This is a genomic window from uncultured Ralstonia sp. (assembly GCA_913056305.1).
Taxonomy (GTDB): Bacteria; Pseudomonadota; Gammaproteobacteria; order Burkholderiales; family Burkholderiaceae; genus Ralstonia.
In genome coordinates this window covers 1-18,012 of the sequence record CAJXMR010000085.1, presented here as the reverse complement: position 1 = coordinate 18,012, position 18,012 = coordinate 1, and the positions used below count along the sequence as shown (strand labels likewise).

The window sequence follows — 18,012 nt, the reverse complement described above, 5'->3', positions numbered from 1 at the left end:
TCCCTTCGTCGGTGAAGTACACGCCCACGCCCAGATTCACTTTGGTGCTGCGGGTGTCGGCGTTGAAGGCTTCATTCAGGCCCAGGATGGGGTCGCGCGGGGCCAGTTCGACGGCGGAAAAAAGCGACATGATGTCTCGATGTTCGGTTGGTTCGGAATTCGGTGGGATGCAGCCGGGCAGTGCGCCGCGGGCTCCGGGACCGGCGCCCGGCGCGACAGACACAGGGGTCGATTGTACCGAATGCAGGCTCTAATCGGCCGAAATTCCTTGCGGAACAGAGGCGAAAAGTGCTCTGGTGGCCAGTACAAACGATGGCCTGGGCGGCGCGCTACACTAGACGATTGGTTGCGATCGCCGCTGCCACCCCATCTGTTTGGGATGGGTGAGTCACTTGCCAAGCTGTAGCGCCCATCCCCCCAACGCCGCCATGACCGATCTCAGCCAAGTTCCCAGCCCCTATGACGAATCGAAATTCGTGACGTACGAGGGCTCGCCATTCCAGCTGTACCAGCCGTATCCGCCGGCCGGCGACCAGCCCGAGGCCATCCGCCAACTGGTCGAGAACATCGGCGACGGCCTGTCCTACCAGACCCTGCTGGGCGTGACGGGCTCGGGCAAGACGTTCACCATGGCCAACGTGATCGCCCAGGTGGGGCGCCCGGCCATTGTGTTCGCGCCCAACAAGACGCTGGCGGCGCAGCTGTATTCGGAGTTCCGTGAGTTCTTCCCGCGCAACGCGGTCGAGTACTTCGTCTCGTACTACGACTACTACCAGCCGGAAGCCTACGTGCCGCAGCGCGATCTCTTCATCGAGAAGGACTCGTCGATCAACGAGCACATCGAGCAGATGCGGCTGTCGGCCACCAAGAGCCTGCTGGAGCGGCGCGACGTGGTGATCGTGGCCACCGTGTCCGCCATCTACGGTATCGGCAATCCGACCGAATACCACCAGATGATCCTGATACTGCGCGCCGGCGACAAGATCAGTCAGCGCGACGTGATCGCGCGCCTGATCGCCATGCAGTACACGCGCAACGAGACCGACTTCCAGCGCGGCACCTTCCGCGTGCGCGGCGACACCGTCGACATCTTCCCCGCCGAACACGCCGAGATGGCCGTGCGCCTGGAGCTGTTCGACGACGAGGTCGAATCGCTGCAGCTGTTCGATCCGCTCACCGGGCGCGTGCGGCAGAAGATCCCGCGCTTCACGGTGTATCCGTCGAGCCACTACGTGACGCCGCGCGAGACCGTGCTGCGCGCCATCGAGACCATCAAGGCCGAGCTGCGCGAGCGGCTGGATTTCTTCTACGCCGAGAACAAGCTGGTGGAAGCGCAGCGCCTGGAGCAACGCACGCGCTTCGACCTGGAAATGCTGCAGGAGCTGGGCTTCTGCAAGGGCATCGAGAACTACTCGCGGCACCTGTCGGGCGCCGAGCCGGGTGAGCCGCCGCCGACGCTGGTCGACTACCTGCCGCCGGATGCGCTGATGTTCCTGGACGAGTCGCACGTGCTGATCGGCCAGCTCAACGGCATGTATAACGGCGACCGCGCGCGCAAGGAAACGCTGTCCGCGTACGGCTTCCGGCTGCCCTCGGCGCTGGACAACCGGCCGCTCAAGTTCGCCGAGTTCCAGACCAAGATGCGGCAGGTGACGTTCGTCTCGGCCACGCCGGGCGACTACGAGAAGCAAACCGCCGGCACCGAGGTGGTGGAGCAGGTGGTGCGCCCGACCGGCCTGGTCGACCCGGTCATCCACGTGCGGCCGGCCACCACGCAGGTCGACGATCTGCTCTCGGAGATCCACCTGCGCGTCGAGGCCGGCGAGCGCGTGCTTGTTACCACGCTGACCAAGCGCATGGCCGAGCAGCTGACCGAGTTCCTCTCGGAGAACGGTGTCAGGGTCCGCTACCTGCACTCGGACATCGACACCGTGGAGCGCGTGGAGATCATCCGCGACCTGCGCCTGGGCACGTTCGACGTGCTGGTCGGCATCAACCTGCTGCGCGAGGGCTTGGACATTCCGGAGGTGTCGCTGGTGGCGATCCTGGATGCCGACAAGGAAGGCTTCCTGCGCGCCGAGCGTTCGCTGATCCAGACCATCGGCCGCGCCGCGCGGAACGTGAACGGCACGGCCATCCTCTACGCCGACCGCATCACCGAATCGATGAAGAAGGCCATCGGCGAGACCGAGCGCCGCCGCGCCAAGCAGATGGCGCACAACGAGGCCCACGGCATCACGCCGCGCGGCGTGGTCAAGCGCATCAAGGACATCATCGACGGCGTGTACAACGTCGACGACGCGCGCGCCGAGCTGAAGGCCGCCCAGGAAGCTGCCAAGTACGAGGACATGAGCGAGAAGCAGGCGTCCAAGGAAATCAAGCGCCTGGAAAAGCAGATGCTCGACCACGCCAAGAACCTCGAGTTCGAGAAGGCGGCCGCCGTGCGCGACCAGCTCGCCAAGCTCAAGTCGCAGCTCTTCGGGGCCAGCGGCGAAGACCATATCGTCCCGGCGGCCTGAACCTCGCCGACGTTCCGCCGGTCGGATACCCACCGCTGCCTCGCCTGAGGCTGGCGGCGGGTCGTCTTGACACAATTTCAGACCATTCTCAGGCGCTGCGCGTCGCCTGGGAACGGCATCGACACGTTAAGCAGAACAACCGGCCCGCTTGAAACGGTCGGGCGAACGTGTCTTCATCAAGGGAGTTCGATGTTCGATTTTCTGTTGAATCCGTGGCGCAAGTGGCGAGCCTCCAGGCACGCCAGCCATCAACTCGATGCCATCCTCGCCCAGTTCGAGCCCACGCGCAGCCTGGCTGAACGCAACGAATGGCTGATCGAGCTGGCCTACTGGCTGCGCCGCGCCGAGCGGCCGGCGGGGGCGTCGTCGGAGTCATGGCCTTACGCCCGCTTGCGCTATCTGCTGCAGGTGCTGGAGAACAATCCGGCGCTGGCCGCGCGGGTGGGGCAGACCTTGCGCACCATCGTGCAGGACAACGATCCGGTGTCGCTGTTGTGCGATACCGGCCTGTCGTCACGCTCCGGCTTCTGGGGCGAGCTGGTCGACCGCCTGCAGGCGCGCTTTCTGCCGCCCGCGCCCAACCAGCCGCAACTGGCCGCGCTGTTCAGCCTGCTGTTCGTCGGTGAGCACGATGCGGCCTGGATCGACGGCCTGGACGACGAGTCGGTGACGCGCCTGCGCGCACTGTTCCGTACCGGCCTGGACCCGGCGGATGCGACGGCCGGCAAGAACCGGCTTGAGCGCAACCTGTCGGTCAGCATCCAGATCCTGGTGAGCCAGGTGCGGGCAACGGGCCTGTCCCGCGCCATTCGCACCCGCATGGGGCACGCGGAGGTGACCGAGTCGCCGTTCTACCAGCTGGCCGATGCGGCCAACGCCATCTTCCTCGAGCGCCCGGAGGAGGCGCCGCTTGAGCCGGAGCGCTTCCTGCAGCAGCTGAACTACTTCCGTGCGCTGCTGGATCTGTGCCGCACGGCTACCGGCAGCGTCTATCAGCATCTGGACGAGAACGGCGTGTCGGTCGAGGTGGTGTTCCAGGTCGAGCGCATGAAGGCGTGGCTTGGCCGCATCGACTTGCTGCTCACGGCCTGGGCTGACGCGCGTGCCTCGCGCCGCTTCGTGCATCTGACTGCCGAGCTGGTGTCCGCCAGCCAGCACCGCCGCAGCGTCGGCTACCTGATCCGCTCCACGTTCGCCGACCTGGCGCGCAAGGTGGTCGAGCGCTCCGCCGAGACCGGCGAGCACTACATCACGCGCGACGGCAAGGAATATGGCGCGATGGTCAAGGCGGCGGCCGGCGGCGGTGTCATCACGGCGGCCACGGTCTACATCAAGTTCGTCATCACCGGCGCGCACCTGACCAAGTTTACCGAGGGGCTGTTCGCGTCGATCAACTACGCGGTCAGTTTTCTCGGCATCCACTTCGCGCATTTCACGCTGGCGACCAAGCAGCCGGCCATGACTGCGCCCGCGCTGGCGCACCGGCTCGACCAGGTGAGCCGGCCCGAGGGGCTCGACCGCTTTGTCGATGACACGGTGGCGATGATCCGCTCCAATGCCGCCGCCATTGCCGGCAATCTGGTTGCGGTGGCCCCGGTGGCGTTTGTGGTGCAGTGGATGGCCGGGAGGTTTTTCCACGCCAACCTGATCTCGCCGGCCAAGGCGGTGGCGACCATCGACTCGTTCTCTATCCTCGGGCCGACGCCCCTGTACGCGATCTTCACAGGCGTGCTGCTGTGGGCGTCGAGCCTGGCTGCCGGCTGGGCCGACAACTGGTTCGCGCTGCACCACGTGCATGACGTGATCGCCTATCACCGTCGCCTGCGCTTCATGGTGGGCGTGCGCGGCGCCGGCCGTATCGCCGATTTCTGGAAGCGCAACCTCTCGGGCATCGTCGCCAACGTGTCGCTGGGCTTCATGCTGGGGCTGGTGCCGGAGATCGTGTCGTTCTTCGGGCCGCACATGGAGGTGCGCCACGTGACGCTGTCGACCGGTGCGGTGGCCACTGCGGTGGGCGTGCTTGGCCCGGGCGTGATGCACACGGCAGCGTTCTGGCTGGCCGCAGCCGGCATTGCGCTGATGGGCGTGCTGAACGTGCTGGTGTCGTTCATGCTGGCGTTCAACATGGCGATGCGCTCGCGCAACCTGCGCGGGCTCGATCGCAAGCGCATCACCGGCGCGGTGTGGCGCCGCATCTTGCGCGATCCGCTGTGCCTGCTGGTGCCGCGCGCGCCCACCGAGCCGACCCCACCGACGACCAGGACGCCGGCCTGAGCCCGGCTACTGCGCCACTGGCGCCAGCTCGCTGCGAAAGGGAATCGACGGCTGCGCGCCCCGGCGCGTGACCGACACTGCCGCGGCAGCCTGCCCGAACTGGATGGCTGCCGCCGGTGCCGCGCCTTCCGCCAGCGCGGTGGCCAGCGCGCCGACAAAGGTGTCGCCGGCAGCGGTGGTGTCGATGGCCTGGGCAGGGTGGGCAGGCATCAGCAGTTGCGTGTAGGCATCCACATAGGCGATGCCGCGCGCGCCCAGCGTGATGATCACGTGGCGGGCACCCTGCGCATGCAGGTCGGCGGCGGCGGCCAGCGCGGCCTGCGGTGAGTCGACCGGGCGGGCTGTCAGCAGTGCGGCTTCGGTTTCATTGGGGATCAGGTAATCGCACGCGGCCAGCCAGGGCGTCGGCAATGGCCCGAGTGCCGGCGCCGGATTCAGGATCACGGTCTTGCCCAGCCGTTGCCCGAGCAAGAGCGCGCGTTCCACCGCATCCGGCGGCGATTCCAACTGGCAAACGATCACCTTGGCGCGCGCAAAAGCGGCCTCTTGCGCGTCGATCATCGCCGGGGTCAGCAGCTGGTTGGCGCCGGCCACGATCACGATGGTGTTCTGGCCGCTGTCGGCCACCGTCACGCAGGCGATACCGGTGGTGGAGCCGGCCTGCACCGACACCATCGACGTATCGACGCCCTCGCGTCGCAGGCCGTCGCGCAGGGCGGTGCCGTGGGCATCATCGCCCACGCAGCCGAGCATGGCGACATGGCTGCCCAGACGAGCGGCTGCCACGGCCTGGTTGGCGCCTTTGCCGCCGGGGATGGTTTCCAGCGCAGGGGCCGCAACCGTTTGCCCGGGATGAGGCAAACGCGGGGTCCGGATCACGAGATCCATGTTGAGGCTGCCGACAACCAGCACGTCGGCAGCGATGGAGGGGGAAGGGCGCTTGGCCACCATGGTGTACTACGTAGGGTTGAATTCAGTTTAGGCAGCGCGGGCCGGGCGGGCGGGCTCGGCGGTGGATTCGCGCAGCGATAGCCGCGGCGGCAGCACGATGCGGCGTGGCTGCGGCGTTTCGACTGCCGGATGGCGCTTGGCGGCATCGCTCAGGTGTTCGAGCAGGGTCGAGGCGGTGGTTTCGCCCAACTGGCGGATCGACTGGCCGACGGTGGACAGTGCCGGATACACGTACCGGCTCAGTTCGATGTCGTCGAAGCCGATCACGGACAGGTCCTTGGGCACCGGAATGCCCAGTTCGGCCGCGGCCCGCAGCGCGCCGATGCCCATCAGGTCGTTGCTGGCGAAGATGGCGGTGGGCCGCTCGCCGGTGGTCAGCAGCTCGCGTGCGGCCTGATAGCCGCCGGGGCTGGTGAAGTCGCCCTCGGCCACGCGGGCGGAGGCTTCCGGCACGCCCGCCTCATGCAGCGCGCGGTGGAAGCCGGCCAGCCGCCCGGCCGTCACGCTCAGTGCGGACGGCCCGCTGATGCAGGCGACGCGCCGATGGCCCAGATCCAGCAGGTGCTTGGTCGCCATGTACGCGCCTTGCTCATGGTCGACCTGCACCTGGTCGGCCTGGATGCCCTCGGTGGGGCGGTCGACCATCACCACGGGCAGGGCGGATTCGCCCAGCGCTTCGATCAGCGCGTGGTCCGGCCCGGCGCTGCTGACGATGATGCCGTCCACGCGCTTTTCCATCAGCACGCGCAGGTAGTCGCGCTGCTTGCGCGGGTCGTCGTCGGAATTGCACAGGATGACGCTGTAGCCGGCGGCGGCGCACACATCCTCGATGCCGCGTGCCAGCTCGGCAAAGTACGGGTTGGTGGCGGTCGGCACCAGCACGCCGATGGTGCGCGTGGTGCGGTGTTTGAGCGAGCGCGCCACGGCGCTGGGCACGTAGCGGGTGGCGCGGATGGCCTCTTCCACGCGCTTGCGCGTTTCCGAGTTGACCGGCCGCGTGTTGTTGATGACATGCGAGACGGTGGTGAATGACACCCCGGCCAATGCTGCGACGTCCTTGATGGTTGCCATGTCGATTTCCTCCAGTCTCTTTGGTTTTAATGCGCGCGCACGCGGTTACGCCGCGTGCGGTAGGTATCCATTACCACGGCCGCCACGATGACCGCGCCGGTGATGATGCGTTTGGTGGGCTCGCTCGCCCCGATCTGCGCCAGGCCGGCCTCCAGCACCGAGATGATCAGCACGCCGAACAGTGTGCGCGCCACCGAGCCGCGCCCGCCCATCAGGCTGGTGCCGCCGATCACCACCGCGGCGATCACCTGCAGCTCCATGCCGACACCGGCGTTCGGGTCTGCCGCTTCCAGGCGCGACACCTGGAACAGCGCGGCCAGCCCGGACAGCAAGCCCATCAGCGCGAACACCGCGATCTTGTACGGGCGCGGGTTGACGCCCGCCAGCCGCACCGCCTCCTCATTGGTGCCGATGGCCACCAGGTAGCGGCCGAACACCGTGCGCACCAGCACGATCTGGCCGACCACCGTCACCGCAATGGCGATCAGGAACGACGGCGCGATGCCCAGCGCGATCGGGTTGGCGAACCAGTCGACCGCGCTGCCGATGTAGGCGGTGCGCGAATCGGTGAGGCTATAGGCGAGGCCGCGCGCCATTTCCAGCACGCCCAGCGAGACGATGAACGACGGGATGCCCCAGTGCACCGTGACCGCGCCCGTGAGCGCGCCGGTGGCCGCGGCAATCAGCACACCGGCAGCCGCCGCCGGCAGCACGCCCCAGCCCAGCTTGGTCATGGCGATCGACAGCGTGGAGGCCGCCAGCGCCAGCACCGAGCCCACCGACAGGTCGATGCCGCCGATCATCAGCACGAAGGTCATGCCCACCGCCATCACCAGCAGGTCGGGAATCTCGTTGGCCAGCGTGGTGAAGGTGGGCAGCGTGAAGAAGGTGTCGGACAGCACGCCGAACAGCACCAGCATGGCCGCGAGCGCCGCCAGCAGCCCGCCCACGGTGCCGAGCGACATGCCCAGCATGGCGCGCGCGCCGGTCTTGGCCGGTGCGTCAGAAGAGGGCGGCAGGGCGGAATCAGAGCGCATCGGCGGTCTCCGTTGAAGTCGTGGGGGCCGGCGGAGCGGAGTCGCCGAAGGCGGCGGCGAGCAGGGCATCCTGGCTCCAGCCGTCGCGTTGGAAGATGCGGGTCAGGCGCCCCGCGCGCATTACGCCGATGCGGTCGCACACCTGCATCAGCTCGCGCAGGTCGCTGGAGACCACCACCAGTGCCTTGCCGCGCGCGGCCAGGGCGTCGAGCAGGGCGTAGATGTCGAATTTGGCGCCCACGTCCACGCCGCGCGTGGGCTCGTCGAACAGCAGCACGGGCGTGTCGCGCTCCAGCCAGCGGGCGATGGCCACCTTCTGCTGGTTGCCGCCCGAGAGCTCGCCGACAGGCTGGTCGGCGCCCTCACAGCGGATGCGCAGGGCCTGGATGTGCTGCTGCGCCAGCGCTCGCTCGCGTGCCGGCTGCAGCCAGCCGCGCCGTGTCACGGCCGGCATGTTGCCCAGGGCGATGTTGGTGCCGATCGGCAGCGGCAGCAGCAGGCCTTCGTCCTTGCGGTCTTCGGTGAGCAGGCTGATGCCGTGGCGCACCGCATCGCCCGGCGAGTGGATGCGCACCGGCGCCAGCGGCGTGCCGGCCTCGACGGTGCCGGCCACCGCGCGATCCGCGCCGAAGATCAGCCGCAGCAGTTCGGTGCGCCCCGCGCCGACCAGCCCGGCGATGCCAAAGATCTCGCCCGGTGCCACGGCAAACGACACGTCGTCCACTGCCGGCCGGCGCGTGAGGCCGGTCACGCGCAGGGCGGGCGAGCCGTCGCCTGGCCACGGTTCGCGTGCGGCGCGCTCGCCTTCGGCGGTGGCCACCTCGCGCCCGACCATCGCCTGGATCAGCGCGTCCTGGGTGACGGTGGCGGCCGGCGCGTCGGTGATGAGCTTGCCGTCGCGCAGCACGACGATGCGGTCGGCAATGCGCGCGAGTTCATCCAACCGGTGCGAGATATAGATGACGGCCACGCCATCGCGGCGCAGCGCGTCGATGCGCTCGAACAGCGTCGCGCTCTCATGCGCGCTGAGCATGGCGGTCGGCTCGTCGAGGATCAGCATGCGGCAGGCGCTGGCCAGCGCGCGGGCGATCTCGATCATCTGCTGGTGGCCGACGCCGAGGGTGTGCACGGGCGTCCACGGGTCCAGATCAAGGCCCACGCGCGCCAGGGCCTGTTCGGCCTGGCGGCGCAGCGTCGGGCGGTCAATCCAGCCCAGGCGGCGTGGCAGGTTGCCGAGGAACAGGTTTTCCGCCACCGACAGCGTCGGCACCATGCTCAGTTCCTGCAGCACCATGCGCACGCCCGCGCCTTCGGCCTCGGCGCGCGAGGCGGGCGCGTAGAGCTGCCCGCCCAGCGACATCGAACCGGAGGTCGCCGTCACCAGTCCGCACAGGATCTTGGAGAGCGTGCTCTTGCCCGCGCCGTTCTCGCCGGTCAGCGCCAGCACCTCGCCCGCGTAGACGTCGAGATCGACGTCACGCAGCACGGGCGCGGCGTAGTGCTTGCTGAGGGTCGACGCACGCAGCAGCGGCGTGCGCGGTTCGTAGGCGGCGGTCATGTCGGGCGGGGCTGGCGGCGGCTGGCGGGCCCGACTAGGCGCGCGTGACGAGGTTGACCGGCGTCTCCACCACCCCGCCCAACTGCGCCTGCGGGGTCTTGGCGGCCAGCGCCTTGAGCGCGGTCTGGATGCCGAAGACGGCCTGCTGGTCGGCATGTTGGTCTGCCGTGGCCAACACGCGGCCATCGGCCAGCATGGCCTTGATGGCGGCGATGTTGTCGTAGCCGCCGATCAGCACCTTGCCCAACTTGCCGGCTGCGCGCACGGCCGAGACCGCGCCGATCGCCATGTTGTCGTTGCCGCACAGCAGGGCTTTGAGTTCGGGCTGGGCGCGCAGCATGGCCGCGGCCACCTTGTTGCCCTTGTCGATCTCCCACTCGCCAGACTGCACGCTCACGATCTTCAGCTTGGCGGCCTCGGCGGCATCCTTGAAGCCGGCGGTGCGCAGTTGCGCGTTGGTGGTGGTCGGGATGCCCTCGATGATGCCGACCGCATCACCCGGCTTGAGCGACTTGGCAACGAAATCGCCCACCAGGCGCGCGCCCTTGCGGTTGTCCGGGCCGACGAATGGGACGTTCAGGCCTTTTTCCTTGAGCGCATCCGGGTCCAGGCGGTTGTCGATGTTGACCACCAGGATGCCGGCGTCGACCGCCTTCTTGACCACCGGCACCAGCGCCTTCGAATCGGCGGGTGCCAGCACCAGCGCATCGACACGCGCCACGATCATCTGCTCGACCAGGCGGATCTGGCCGCTGGTATCCGTCTCGTCGCGGATGCCGTTGGCCAGCAGCGAGTATTCGGCGGCGTGTTCCTTCTGGTGCGCGCGCGCACCGTTCTCCATCGTGAGGAAGAACTCGTTGGCGAGCGACTTCATCACCAGCGCGACCTTGGGCGGCTGGTTGGCGGCCCGTGCCAGCGAGGATGAGAAGAGCAGCGGAAGGGGCAATGCAAGGGCTACGGCAGAGCCTGCGCCCAATTGGAGGGCGCGGCGACGGCTTCGATCCATGATGTCTCCTCTAGGAGTGCCTGTCTGGGGTGGCTGGGGTGGGTACGGCCGTCGTTGCCCTCAAAAGGCAATCGCGCCGTATCGTTCGCAAACGTTTGCGTATCCATGAGTCTCGTGCGCCGCGTAACAAAAGTCAATGGATTTGGGTTGTGCGGCGCATAAGGACAAACCCGCGTAGGCGCGAGCGGGCGACGGTGCTGCGGGCGAAAGTATCGGGCGCGATACCCCTATCCGACGTGGTTGATTGTTTTGCGCCACAATACGGCCTTCCGCGACGCCATGCGCCCGCGCGGGCGCCAGGAAAGTCCCTTGCTGCGACGCGGAATTTTCCCGACACCTTAGTTGACTGATTTTGTCGGGTTCCTTTATACTTGAGCAAAACGATCAGGTATTTCCCCGACGCCATGAGATTGACCACCAAAGGCCGCTTTGCGGTCACCGCCATGATTGACTTGGCGCTGCGCCAGGAGCAGGGTCCGGTCACGCTGGCTGGCATCAGCCAGCGGCAGAAGATTTCGCTGTCGTACCTCGAGCAGCTGTTCGGCAAACTGCGCCGCCACGAGATCGTGGAAAGCGTGCGCGGCCCGGGCGGCGGCTACAGCCTCGCGCGCCGTGCTGATGACGTCACTGTTGCCGACATCATCATCGCCGTGGACGAGCCGCTGGACGCCACCCAGTGCGGCGGCAAGGGCAATTGCGGCGGCGAGGAGCACACCGGCCGCTGCATGACGCACGACCTGTGGGCGACGCTCAACCAGAAGATGGTCGAGTACCTCGATTCGGTGTCGCTGCAGAACCTGGTCGACCAGCAGCGCGAGCGTCAGCCCGAAGTGCTGCAAGACCTGCGCGATGCACGTCCGGCCCGCCGCGAGCGTACGCCGGCCCGCGCCCGGTCCGTCGATTCGCCGGCCACCACATCGGTGGCAGCCGAGCCGGTCAAGCGTGCGCCGCTGGTCAACTCCGTTTTCAGCCTGGCGCAATCATGATCGCGACGGCCTAAGGCCCGGCCACAGAAGCCGGTCCACACAGAACATCGCCCCCCACACAAGGCAGACAAGACAATGAGCACCCTGCATCTTCCCATCTACATGGACTATTCCGCGACGACGCCGGTGGATCCGCGCGTGGTCGACAAGATGATCCCGTACCTGCGCGAGAGCTTCGGCAACCCGGCCTCGCGCAGCCATCCGTTCGGCTGGGAAGCTGAGAAGGCCGTGGAGACCGCGCGTGAACAAGTCGCCGCGCTGGTGAATGCGGACCCGCGCGAAATCGTCTGGACCTCGGGCGCGACCGAATCCGACAACCTGGCGATCAAGGGCGCGGCCAACTTCTACAGCAGCAAGGGCAAGCACATCATCACCGTCAAGACCGAGCACAAGGCTGTGCTGGATACGACGCGTGAGCTGGAGCGCCAGGGCTTTGAAGTGACGTATCTGGACGTGAAGGACAACGGCCTGATCGATATCGACGTCTTCAAGCAAGCCATTCGCCCGGACACCATTCTGGCGTCGGTGATGATGGTCAACAACGAGATCGGCGTCATCCAAGACATCGAGCAATTGGGCGAGATCTGCCGTGAGAAGGGCGTGATCTTCCACGTCGATGCCGCACAGGCTACGGGCAAGGTGGTGATCGACCTGCAGAAGCTGAAGGTCGACTTGATGTCGTTCTCCGCGCACAAGACCTACGGCCCGAAGGGCATCGGCGCGCTGTACGTGCGTCGCAAGCCGCGTATCCGCATCGAAGCGCAGATGCACGGCGGCGGCCACGAGCGCGGCATGCGTTCGGGCACGCTGGCCACGCACCAGATCGTCGGCATGGGCGAAGCCTTCCGCATCGCGCAGGAAGAGATGGCCACCGAGAACGAGCGCATCCGCATGCTGCGCGATCGCCTGTACCGCGGCCTGAACACCATGGAAGAGGTGTACGTGAACGGCGACATGGAACACCGTGTGCCGCACAACCTGAACATCAGCTTCAACTTTGTGGAAGGCGAGTCGCTGATCATGGCGATCAAGGATGTCGCCGTGTCGTCGGGCTCGGCCTGCACGTCGGCCTCGTTGGAGCCGTCGTATGTGCTGCGCGCGCTCGGCCGCAACGACGAGTTGGCCCACAGCTCGATCCGCTTCACGGTCGGCCGCTTCACCACCGAAGAAGAAGTCGATTACGTGATCGAACTGCTCAAGAGCAAGATCGACAAGCTGCGCGACCTGTCCCCGCTGTGGGAGATGTACAAGGACGGCGTGGACCTGAACAGCATTCAATGGGCGGCGCACTAAGGCGCGGCGTTTGAGAAACAACGGCGCCCCCGCGCCAGCCAACGATTGAAAGAGGTGTGAAATGTCTTACAGCAACAAGGTTCTGGATCACTACGAAAACCCCCGCAACGTCGGCTCCTTCGAGAAGGGCGACGGCACGGTCGGTACCGGTATGGTCGGCGCGCCGGCCTGCGGCGACGTGATGAAGCTGCAGATCAAGGTCAACGAGCAGGGCGTGATCGAAGACGCAAAGTTCAAGACCTACGGCTGCGGCTCGGCCATCGCCTCGTCGTCGCTGGTGACGGAATGGGTGAAGGGCAAGACGCTGGATCAGGCGCTGGAGATCCGCAACACGGCCATCGCCGAAGAACTGGCCCTGCCGCCGGTGAAGATCCACTGCTCGATCCTGGCCGAAGACGCCATCAAGGCGGCCGTGGCCGACTACAAGGACAAGCACGGCGCTGCCGAGCAGAAGGCTGCCTGAAGCCAGATCGAGAGGAAGGACGCAGCATGATCACCCTGACCGACAAGGCCGCGCAGCATGTCTCCCGCTACCTCGCCCGCCGTGGCAAGGGCGTGGGCCTGCGCGTAGGCGTGAAGACGACCGGTTGCTCGGGCCTGGCATACAAGCTCGAATACGCGGATGAGGTCGCCGCCGAAGACGAGGTGTTCGAATCGAACGGCGTCAAGGTGATCGTCGATCCGAAGAGCCTGCCGTACATCGACGGCACCGAACTGGACTACGCACGCGAAGGGCTGAACGAAGGCTTCCGCTTCAACAACCCGAACGTGAAGGACGAGTGCGGCTGCGGCGAGTCGTTCCGCGTATAAGCGGGGCAGCTTGAAGCAGGCGATCGTTGGTTTCGAGCGAGACGAGGAAGGCCACTGGGTCGCCCGTCTCGCCTGCGGACATGGGCAGCACATGCGCCACGATCCGCCCTGGCAGCAACGGCCCTGGACCGAGACCGAGGCAGGGCGCGCCAGCAAGATCGGCGTGGTGGTGGAGTGCCTGAAGTGCGACCGGGGAGAGCCGGTCGAGTAGCAACACCAAGGCGGCGCGGCCGCTTTTTTTATTCATGAATTCCGCTGGCGATACGCACTACTCCCTATTCGGCCTGCCCGAGCACTTCGAGGTCGACGACGACGCACTGAACGCGGCGTACCGCACCGTGCAATCGCAGGCGCACCCGGACCGCTACGCGCACGCCAGTGACGCCGAGCGCCGCGTCGCCATGCAATGGGCCACGCGCGCCAATGAGGCGTATCAGACGCTGCGCAACCCGCTCAAGCGGGCGACGTATCTGCTGCACCTGCGCGGCATTGATGTGCAGGCCGAGAACAACACGGCCATGCCGCCCGCCTTCCTGATGCAGCAACTGGAGTGGCGCGAAGCATTGGGCGATGCCAAGGCCGAACGCGACGTCGCTGCGCTGGACGCGTTGCTCGGCATGCTGCGCAAGGAAAAGCGTGCGCGCTACCAGGCGCTGGCCGGCCTGCTGAATGGCAGCGGCAACGACGCGGCTGCTGCCGACGCCGTACGCCAGTTGATGTTCATCGAGAAGATCGAACACGACACCGCCGAGGCCATCGACCGGCTGGACGACTAGACCACAAGATTTTGCGACAATCCCGGGTTGGCCAAGGCCGGCAGCCCCACCCGCGCAACGAGACATTCCATGGCATTACTGCAGATTTCCGAACCCGGCGAATCGCCCGCACCGCACCAGCGCCGTCTGGCGGTGGGGATCGACCTGGGCACGACCAACTCGCTGGTGGCGTCCGTGCGCAGCAGCGTGCCGGAAGTGCTGCCGGATGATCAAGGCCGCCCGCTGCTGCCGTCGGTGGTGCGCTACCTCGCTGCAGGCGGCGCCCACATCGGCTACAAGGCGCAGGCCGAGGCCGTGCGCGACCCCAAGAACACCATCATCTCGGTCAAGCGCTTCATGGGCCGCGGCCTGAAGGACGTCGCCCACATCGAGAACACGCCGTACGACTTTGTCAATGCGCCCGGCATGGTGCAGTTGAAGACCGTGGCCGGCGTGAAGAGCCCGGTGGAAGTGTCGGCCGAGATTCTCGCCACGCTGCGCCAGCGCGCCGAAGACACGCTCGGCGACGAGCTGGTCGGTGCCGTCATCACCGTGCCGGCGTACTTTGACGATGCGCAGCGGCAAGCGACGAAGGATGCGGCCAAGCTGGCCGGCCTGAACGTGCTGCGCCTGCTGAACGAGCCGACCGCCGCGGCCATTGCCTACGGCCTGGACAACGCGGCCGAGGGCGTCTACGCGGTCTACGACCTGGGCGGCGGCACGTTCGACATCTCCGTGCTCAAGCTCACCAAGGGCGTGTTCGAAGTCATGTCGACTGGCGGCGATTCCGCCCTCGGCGGCGACGATTTCGACCAGCGCATCGTCTGCTGGATCGTCGAGCAAGCCGGTCTGCAGCCGCTGTCGGCCGCAGACACGCGCCTGCTGCTGAACAAGGCGCGCGCGGCCAAGGAATGGCTGTCGACCGCCGACAGCACCGAGATTGACGCGATGCTCTCCACCGGCGAGACCGTGCACCTCGTGCTGACCGCCGACACGTTTGCCGAGCTGACCACCACCCTCGTGCAGAAGACGCTGGCGCCGGTGCGCCGCGCGCTGCGCGATGCTGGCGTGACGGTGGACGACGTGAAGGGTGTGGTGCTGGTGGGCGGCGCGACGCGCATGCCGATCATCCGCCGCGCCGTGGCGCAGCTCTTCGGCCAGACGCCGCTGACCAATCTGGACCCGGACCAGGTGGTCGCCATCGGCGCGGCCATGCAGGCCAACCTGCTGGCCGGCAACCGCGCACCGGGCGAGGACTGGCTGCTGCTCGACGTGATCCCGCTGTCGCTGGGCGTGGAAACGATGGGCGGCCTGGTCGAGAAGATCATCCCGCGCAACAGCACGATCCCCGTGGCGCGTGCGCAGGAGTTCACCACTTTCAAGGATGGCCAGACTGCCATGGCGATCCACGTGCTGCAGGGCGAGCGCGAACTGGCGAGCGATTGCCGCTCGCTGGCGCGCTTCGAGCTGCGCGGCATCCCGCCGATGGTGGCGGGCGCGGCGCGCATCCGCGTGACCTATCAGGTGGATGCCGATGGCCTGCTGTCGGTGGCCGCACGCGAGACCGTGTCGGGCGTGGAAGCGTCCATCACCGTCAAGCCGTCCTACGGCCTGGGCGATGACGACATCGCGCGCATGCTGCAGGAAGGTTTCCAGTCTGCCGAGGACGACATGCGCCGCCGCGCGTTGGCCGAGGAGCGTGTCGAGGGCGAACGCCTGCTCGAAGCGCTCACGCAGGCACTGCAGGCCGACGGCGATCTGCTGTCGCCCGAAGAGCGTGCCGCCATCGATACCGAGATGGCCGCGCTGCGCGCCACCATCCAGGGCGAGGACCACCACGCCATCAAGGATGCCGTCGACGCGCTCTCGCATGGCACCGACGACTTCGCCGCGCGCCGCATGGACCGCAGCATCCGCACGGCGCTGGCCGGCAAACGCATCGAGGAGCTCGGCTGATCGCTGGCCGCGTCCCCAAAACACATTCATCGAACGAGTTTTTCATGCCACAAATCGTCGTCCTTCCTCACGTCGAGTACTGCCCGGACGGGGCCGTGATCGAAGCCAAGACCGGCACGAGCATCTGCGATGCGCTGCTGGGTTCGGACATCGCGATCGAGCACGCGTGCGAGAAGTCGTGCGCCTGCACCACCTGCCATGTGATCGTGCGCGAGGGCTTCAACTCGCTGGACGAGGCCACCGAGAAGGAAGAAGACCTGCTCGACAAGGCCTGGGGCCTGGAGCCGAACTCGCGCCTGTCGTGCCAGGCCAAGGTGGCGGACGATGACCTGACCATCGAGATCCCCAAGTACACCATCAACCACGCCAAGGAAGGCCACTGAGCCACGCGGCCGGCGGCACGAGGAGCCCAACACATGAAGTGGAACGACATCCAGCAGATCGCTGAAGCGCTGTACGACAAATTCCCGGACGTGGATCCGACCAAGCTCAACTTCGTCGACCTGCACAACAGGGTGGTCGACCTGGACGGCTTTGACGACGACCACAAGCGCGGTGGCGAGAAATTCCTCGAAGCGATCCAACAGGCGTGGATCGACGAAGCGGAATGATCTGCTTGCGGCGTTACGCGCATGAAAAAAACCGGCCCGAAGGCCGGTTTTTTGTTGCCGGTGATACTGACCGATCAGCCAGCCACCAGGCCGCCGTTCTCCACGTGCACGCGGTCGCCCACCTGGAAGCCCGGCGCGGCCTTGTAGTTGAAGCTACGCGTGGCGCCGTTGTCCATGCGCACCGTCACGCGGTACTCGGTGTTGCGGTGATAGTAGTTCTCGGCTTCATGACCCGCATAACCGCCGCCCAATGCGCCGGCCACGGTCGCCAGCGTACGGCCATTGCCGTTGCCGATCTGGTTGCCCAGCAGGCCACCCACCACCGCACCGCCGACGATGCCCACACCGGTTTCCTTGCCTTGTTGCGTGGTGATCGGTGTGATGGCGGTCACCTGACCTGCGTACGGGCTGGCGGCCGGGCGCGGCTGCGTTTGTGCATAGTCGGGGTTGGCCGACGGCGGGTTGCGTTCTGCATACGACGGGGCCGGGCGATGCACCGGACGACGTGCCTCGTTCGGCTGCGCCGGATAGGCCGGGGCTGCCTGGTTCGGCATGGCTTGATTAGGCGCGGCCTGGTTCGGTGACGTCGTCTGGCCCGGCGCAGCGAGCGCCAGCGGTGCCGAGGCCGACGGCGCGGTCGACGATTGCGCGGCGACATTCGGATCGGTGCTGCCCTGCGTGGCCTTCGAGATCGGAAGCACGCCGGTGATGGCGGCCACCGCCGTCAGGCTGGCGATGATCACCGCGACAGCCGCCGTGGCGACCAGTGGATGCATGCGGCGCGACGACGGCACTTGGCCCGGCGACGTGCCTGCGTATTGTTGTTGACCCTGGGTGTTCGGTTGCGTGTTGTTCATCATCGTTCTCCCTGCGGCCGTTGAAGGATTCGGCCTTTCGATGGAGAAAGTTTGGTCGATCGCCCGATTGGATGCCGTTTTAATTTGTAAGCATCTGTAGCGCCAATTTCCCTTTGAAAATCAATCGTTTACACAATTGTTATACATACTGTGAGGGCGCGGTGATGTTACAAATAGCGGGGTAGGAGCGCGATTTGCGCGCGTATCTCACCCGCGCAGGCAATAAAAAACGCCCCCGAAGGGGCGCTCTCGCAGCTTGCAGCGGCAGGGCCGGATCAGTCTTCGCGGCGCAGGTGCGGGAAGAGGATCACGTCGCGGATGTTCGGGC

At 66.7% G+C, this 18,012-nt stretch carries 17 protein-coding genes and 1 pseudogene; 11 read left to right on the top strand and 7 right to left on the bottom strand.

Going from position 1 to position 18,012, the window contains the following annotated elements; translation table 11 throughout:
- Positions 1-130, bottom strand: a pseudogene (locus QZ609_RS14535) (aromatic amino acid aminotransferase); the annotation flags it as partial.
- 298 nt (positions 131-428) lie between these two features.
- On the opposite strand from QZ609_RS14535, the gene uvrB reads away from it, so the two are divergent.
- Positions 429-2,519 carry an excinuclease ABC subunit UvrB gene (gene uvrB / locus QZ609_RS14530; RefSeq protein ID WP_295496047.1) on the top strand — a complete coding sequence of 697 codons (2,091 nt, stop codon included), beginning with the start codon at positions 429-431 and terminating at the stop codon, positions 2,517-2,519.
- A gap of 189 nt (positions 2,520-2,708) precedes the next feature.
- On the top strand, positions 2,709-4,793 hold the full coding sequence (locus QZ609_RS14525; protein WP_295496044.1) for a recombinase: 2,085 nt from the start codon (positions 2,709-2,711) through the stop codon (positions 4,791-4,793).
- Positions 4,794-4,799: 6 nt separating this feature from the next.
- Here QZ609_RS14525 and rbsK read toward each other — a convergent pair whose 3' ends face one another.
- The 5 genes from rbsK to QZ609_RS14500 are packed head-to-tail and all read right to left on the bottom strand — an operon-like array spanning position 4,800 to position 10,416.
- Positions 4,800-5,744: a ribokinase gene (gene rbsK / locus QZ609_RS14520; protein WP_295496041.1), complete on the bottom strand. Its 945-nt coding sequence runs from the start codon at positions 5,742-5,744 to the stop codon at positions 4,800-4,802.
- Positions 5,745-5,771: 27 nt separating this feature from the next.
- Positions 5,772-6,815: a LacI family DNA-binding transcriptional regulator gene (locus tag QZ609_RS14515; protein ID WP_295496038.1), complete on the bottom strand. Its 1,044-nt coding sequence runs from the start codon at positions 6,813-6,815 to the stop codon at positions 5,772-5,774.
- A 26-nt stretch (positions 6,816-6,841) separates the two neighbouring features.
- A complete protein-coding gene (locus QZ609_RS14510) occupies positions 6,842-7,852 on the bottom strand; it encodes an ABC transporter permease (RefSeq protein ID WP_295496035.1) in 1,011 nt (336 codons plus the stop codon).
- Positions 7,842-9,410 carry a sugar ABC transporter ATP-binding protein gene (locus QZ609_RS14505; RefSeq protein WP_295496032.1) on the bottom strand — a complete coding sequence of 523 codons (1,569 nt, stop codon included), beginning with the start codon at positions 9,408-9,410 and terminating at the stop codon, positions 7,842-7,844. Before QZ609_RS14505 ends, QZ609_RS14510 begins: the two co-directional genes overlap by 11 nt.
- Before the next feature lie 34 nt (positions 9,411-9,444).
- On the bottom strand, positions 9,445-10,416 hold the full coding sequence (locus QZ609_RS14500) for a sugar ABC transporter substrate-binding protein (protein ID WP_295496029.1): 972 nt from the start codon (positions 10,414-10,416) through the stop codon (positions 9,445-9,447).
- A 404-nt stretch (positions 10,417-10,820) separates the two neighbouring features.
- On the opposite strand from QZ609_RS14500, the gene iscR reads away from it, so the two are divergent.
- The 9 genes from iscR to iscX all read left to right on the top strand — a co-directional run bounded on the left by iscR (position 10,821) and on the right by iscX (position 16,827).
- A complete protein-coding gene (iscR, locus tag QZ609_RS14495) occupies positions 10,821-11,402 on the top strand; it encodes a Fe-S cluster assembly transcriptional regulator IscR (RefSeq protein WP_295496026.1) in 582 nt (193 codons plus the stop codon).
- Positions 11,403-11,477: 75 nt separating this feature from the next.
- A complete protein-coding gene (locus tag QZ609_RS14490; RefSeq protein ID WP_295496023.1) occupies positions 11,478-12,695 on the top strand; it encodes an IscS subfamily cysteine desulfurase in 1,218 nt (405 codons plus the stop codon).
- Positions 12,696-12,756: 61 nt separating this feature from the next.
- Complete coding sequence (gene iscU / locus QZ609_RS14485) at positions 12,757-13,158, top strand: Fe-S cluster assembly scaffold IscU (protein WP_295496021.1); 402 nt, start codon at positions 12,757-12,759, stop codon at positions 13,156-13,158.
- 26 nt (positions 13,159-13,184) lie between these two features.
- Positions 13,185-13,505, top strand: a complete 321-nt coding sequence (gene iscA / locus QZ609_RS14480) for an iron-sulfur cluster assembly protein IscA (RefSeq protein ID WP_295496018.1) — start codon at positions 13,185-13,187, stop codon at positions 13,503-13,505.
- A gap of 10 nt (positions 13,506-13,515) precedes the next feature.
- Positions 13,516-13,716 carry a DUF3565 domain-containing protein gene (locus QZ609_RS14475; protein WP_039596264.1) on the top strand — a complete coding sequence of 67 codons (201 nt, stop codon included), beginning with the start codon at positions 13,516-13,518 and terminating at the stop codon, positions 13,714-13,716.
- Positions 13,717-13,750: 34 nt separating this feature from the next.
- Positions 13,751-14,281 carry a Fe-S protein assembly co-chaperone HscB gene (gene hscB, locus QZ609_RS14470; protein WP_295496012.1) on the top strand — a complete coding sequence of 177 codons (531 nt, stop codon included), beginning with the start codon at positions 13,751-13,753 and terminating at the stop codon, positions 14,279-14,281.
- A 69-nt stretch (positions 14,282-14,350) separates the two neighbouring features.
- Complete coding sequence (gene hscA / locus QZ609_RS14465; RefSeq protein ID WP_295496009.1) at positions 14,351-16,216, top strand: Fe-S protein assembly chaperone HscA; 1,866 nt, start codon at positions 14,351-14,353, stop codon at positions 16,214-16,216.
- 44 nt (positions 16,217-16,260) lie between these two features.
- Positions 16,261-16,599, top strand: coding sequence for an ISC system 2Fe-2S type ferredoxin (fdx, locus tag QZ609_RS14460; RefSeq protein ID WP_295496007.1), 339 nt, complete (start codon positions 16,261-16,263; stop codon positions 16,597-16,599).
- Between the two features lie 33 nt (positions 16,600-16,632).
- Positions 16,633-16,827 (top strand): Fe-S cluster assembly protein IscX, encoded by a 195-nt coding sequence (gene iscX, locus QZ609_RS14455; RefSeq protein ID WP_295496005.1) that lies wholly within the window; start codon positions 16,633-16,635, stop codon positions 16,825-16,827.
- A gap of 74 nt (positions 16,828-16,901) precedes the next feature.
- On the opposite strand, the gene QZ609_RS14450 is transcribed toward iscX, so the two are convergent.
- Positions 16,902-17,687: a glycine zipper 2TM domain-containing protein gene (locus QZ609_RS14450; protein ID WP_295496002.1), complete on the bottom strand. Its 786-nt coding sequence runs from the start codon at positions 17,685-17,687 to the stop codon at positions 16,902-16,904.
- Positions 17,688-18,012: the final 325 nt, after the last annotated feature.

Bases quoted from the DNA above. Each gene is read 5' to 3' on its own strand.
- QZ609_RS14490 (WP_295496023.1), top strand. From the start codon at position 11,478: ATGAGCACCCTGCATCTTCCCATCTACATGGACTATTCCGCGACGACG.
- QZ609_RS14505 (WP_295496032.1), bottom strand. From the start codon at position 9,410: ATGACCGCCGCCTACGAACCGCGCACGCCGCTGCTGCGTGCGTCGACC.
- iscU (WP_295496021.1), top strand. From the start codon at position 12,757: ATGTCTTACAGCAACAAGGTTCTGGATCACTACGAAAACCCCCGCAAC.
- QZ609_RS14525 (WP_295496044.1), top strand. From the start codon at position 2,709: ATGTTCGATTTTCTGTTGAATCCGTGGCGCAAGTGGCGAGCCTCCAGG.
- QZ609_RS14515 (WP_295496038.1), bottom strand. From the start codon at position 6,815: ATGGCAACCATCAAGGACGTCGCAGCATTGGCCGGGGTGTCATTCACC.
- hscB (WP_295496012.1), top strand. From the start codon at position 13,751: ATGAATTCCGCTGGCGATACGCACTACTCCCTATTCGGCCTGCCCGAG.
- iscR (WP_295496026.1), top strand. From the start codon at position 10,821: ATGAGATTGACCACCAAAGGCCGCTTTGCGGTCACCGCCATGATTGAC.
- uvrB (WP_295496047.1), top strand. From the start codon at position 429: ATGACCGATCTCAGCCAAGTTCCCAGCCCCTATGACGAATCGAAATTC.
- fdx (WP_295496007.1), top strand. From the start codon at position 16,261: ATGCCACAAATCGTCGTCCTTCCTCACGTCGAGTACTGCCCGGACGGG.
- iscA (WP_295496018.1), top strand. From the start codon at position 13,185: ATGATCACCCTGACCGACAAGGCCGCGCAGCATGTCTCCCGCTACCTC.
- hscA (WP_295496009.1), top strand. From the start codon at position 14,351: ATGGCATTACTGCAGATTTCCGAACCCGGCGAATCGCCCGCACCGCAC.
- QZ609_RS14510 (WP_295496035.1), bottom strand. From the start codon at position 7,852: ATGCGCTCTGATTCCGCCCTGCCGCCCTCTTCTGACGCACCGGCCAAG.
- iscX (WP_295496005.1), top strand. From the start codon at position 16,633: ATGAAGTGGAACGACATCCAGCAGATCGCTGAAGCGCTGTACGACAAA.
- rbsK (WP_295496041.1), bottom strand. From the start codon at position 5,744: ATGGTGGCCAAGCGCCCTTCCCCCTCCATCGCTGCCGACGTGCTGGTT.
- QZ609_RS14500 (WP_295496029.1), bottom strand. From the start codon at position 10,416: ATGGATCGAAGCCGTCGCCGCGCCCTCCAATTGGGCGCAGGCTCTGCC.
- QZ609_RS14450 (WP_295496002.1), bottom strand. From the start codon at position 17,687: ATGATGAACAACACGCAACCGAACACCCAGGGTCAACAACAATACGCA.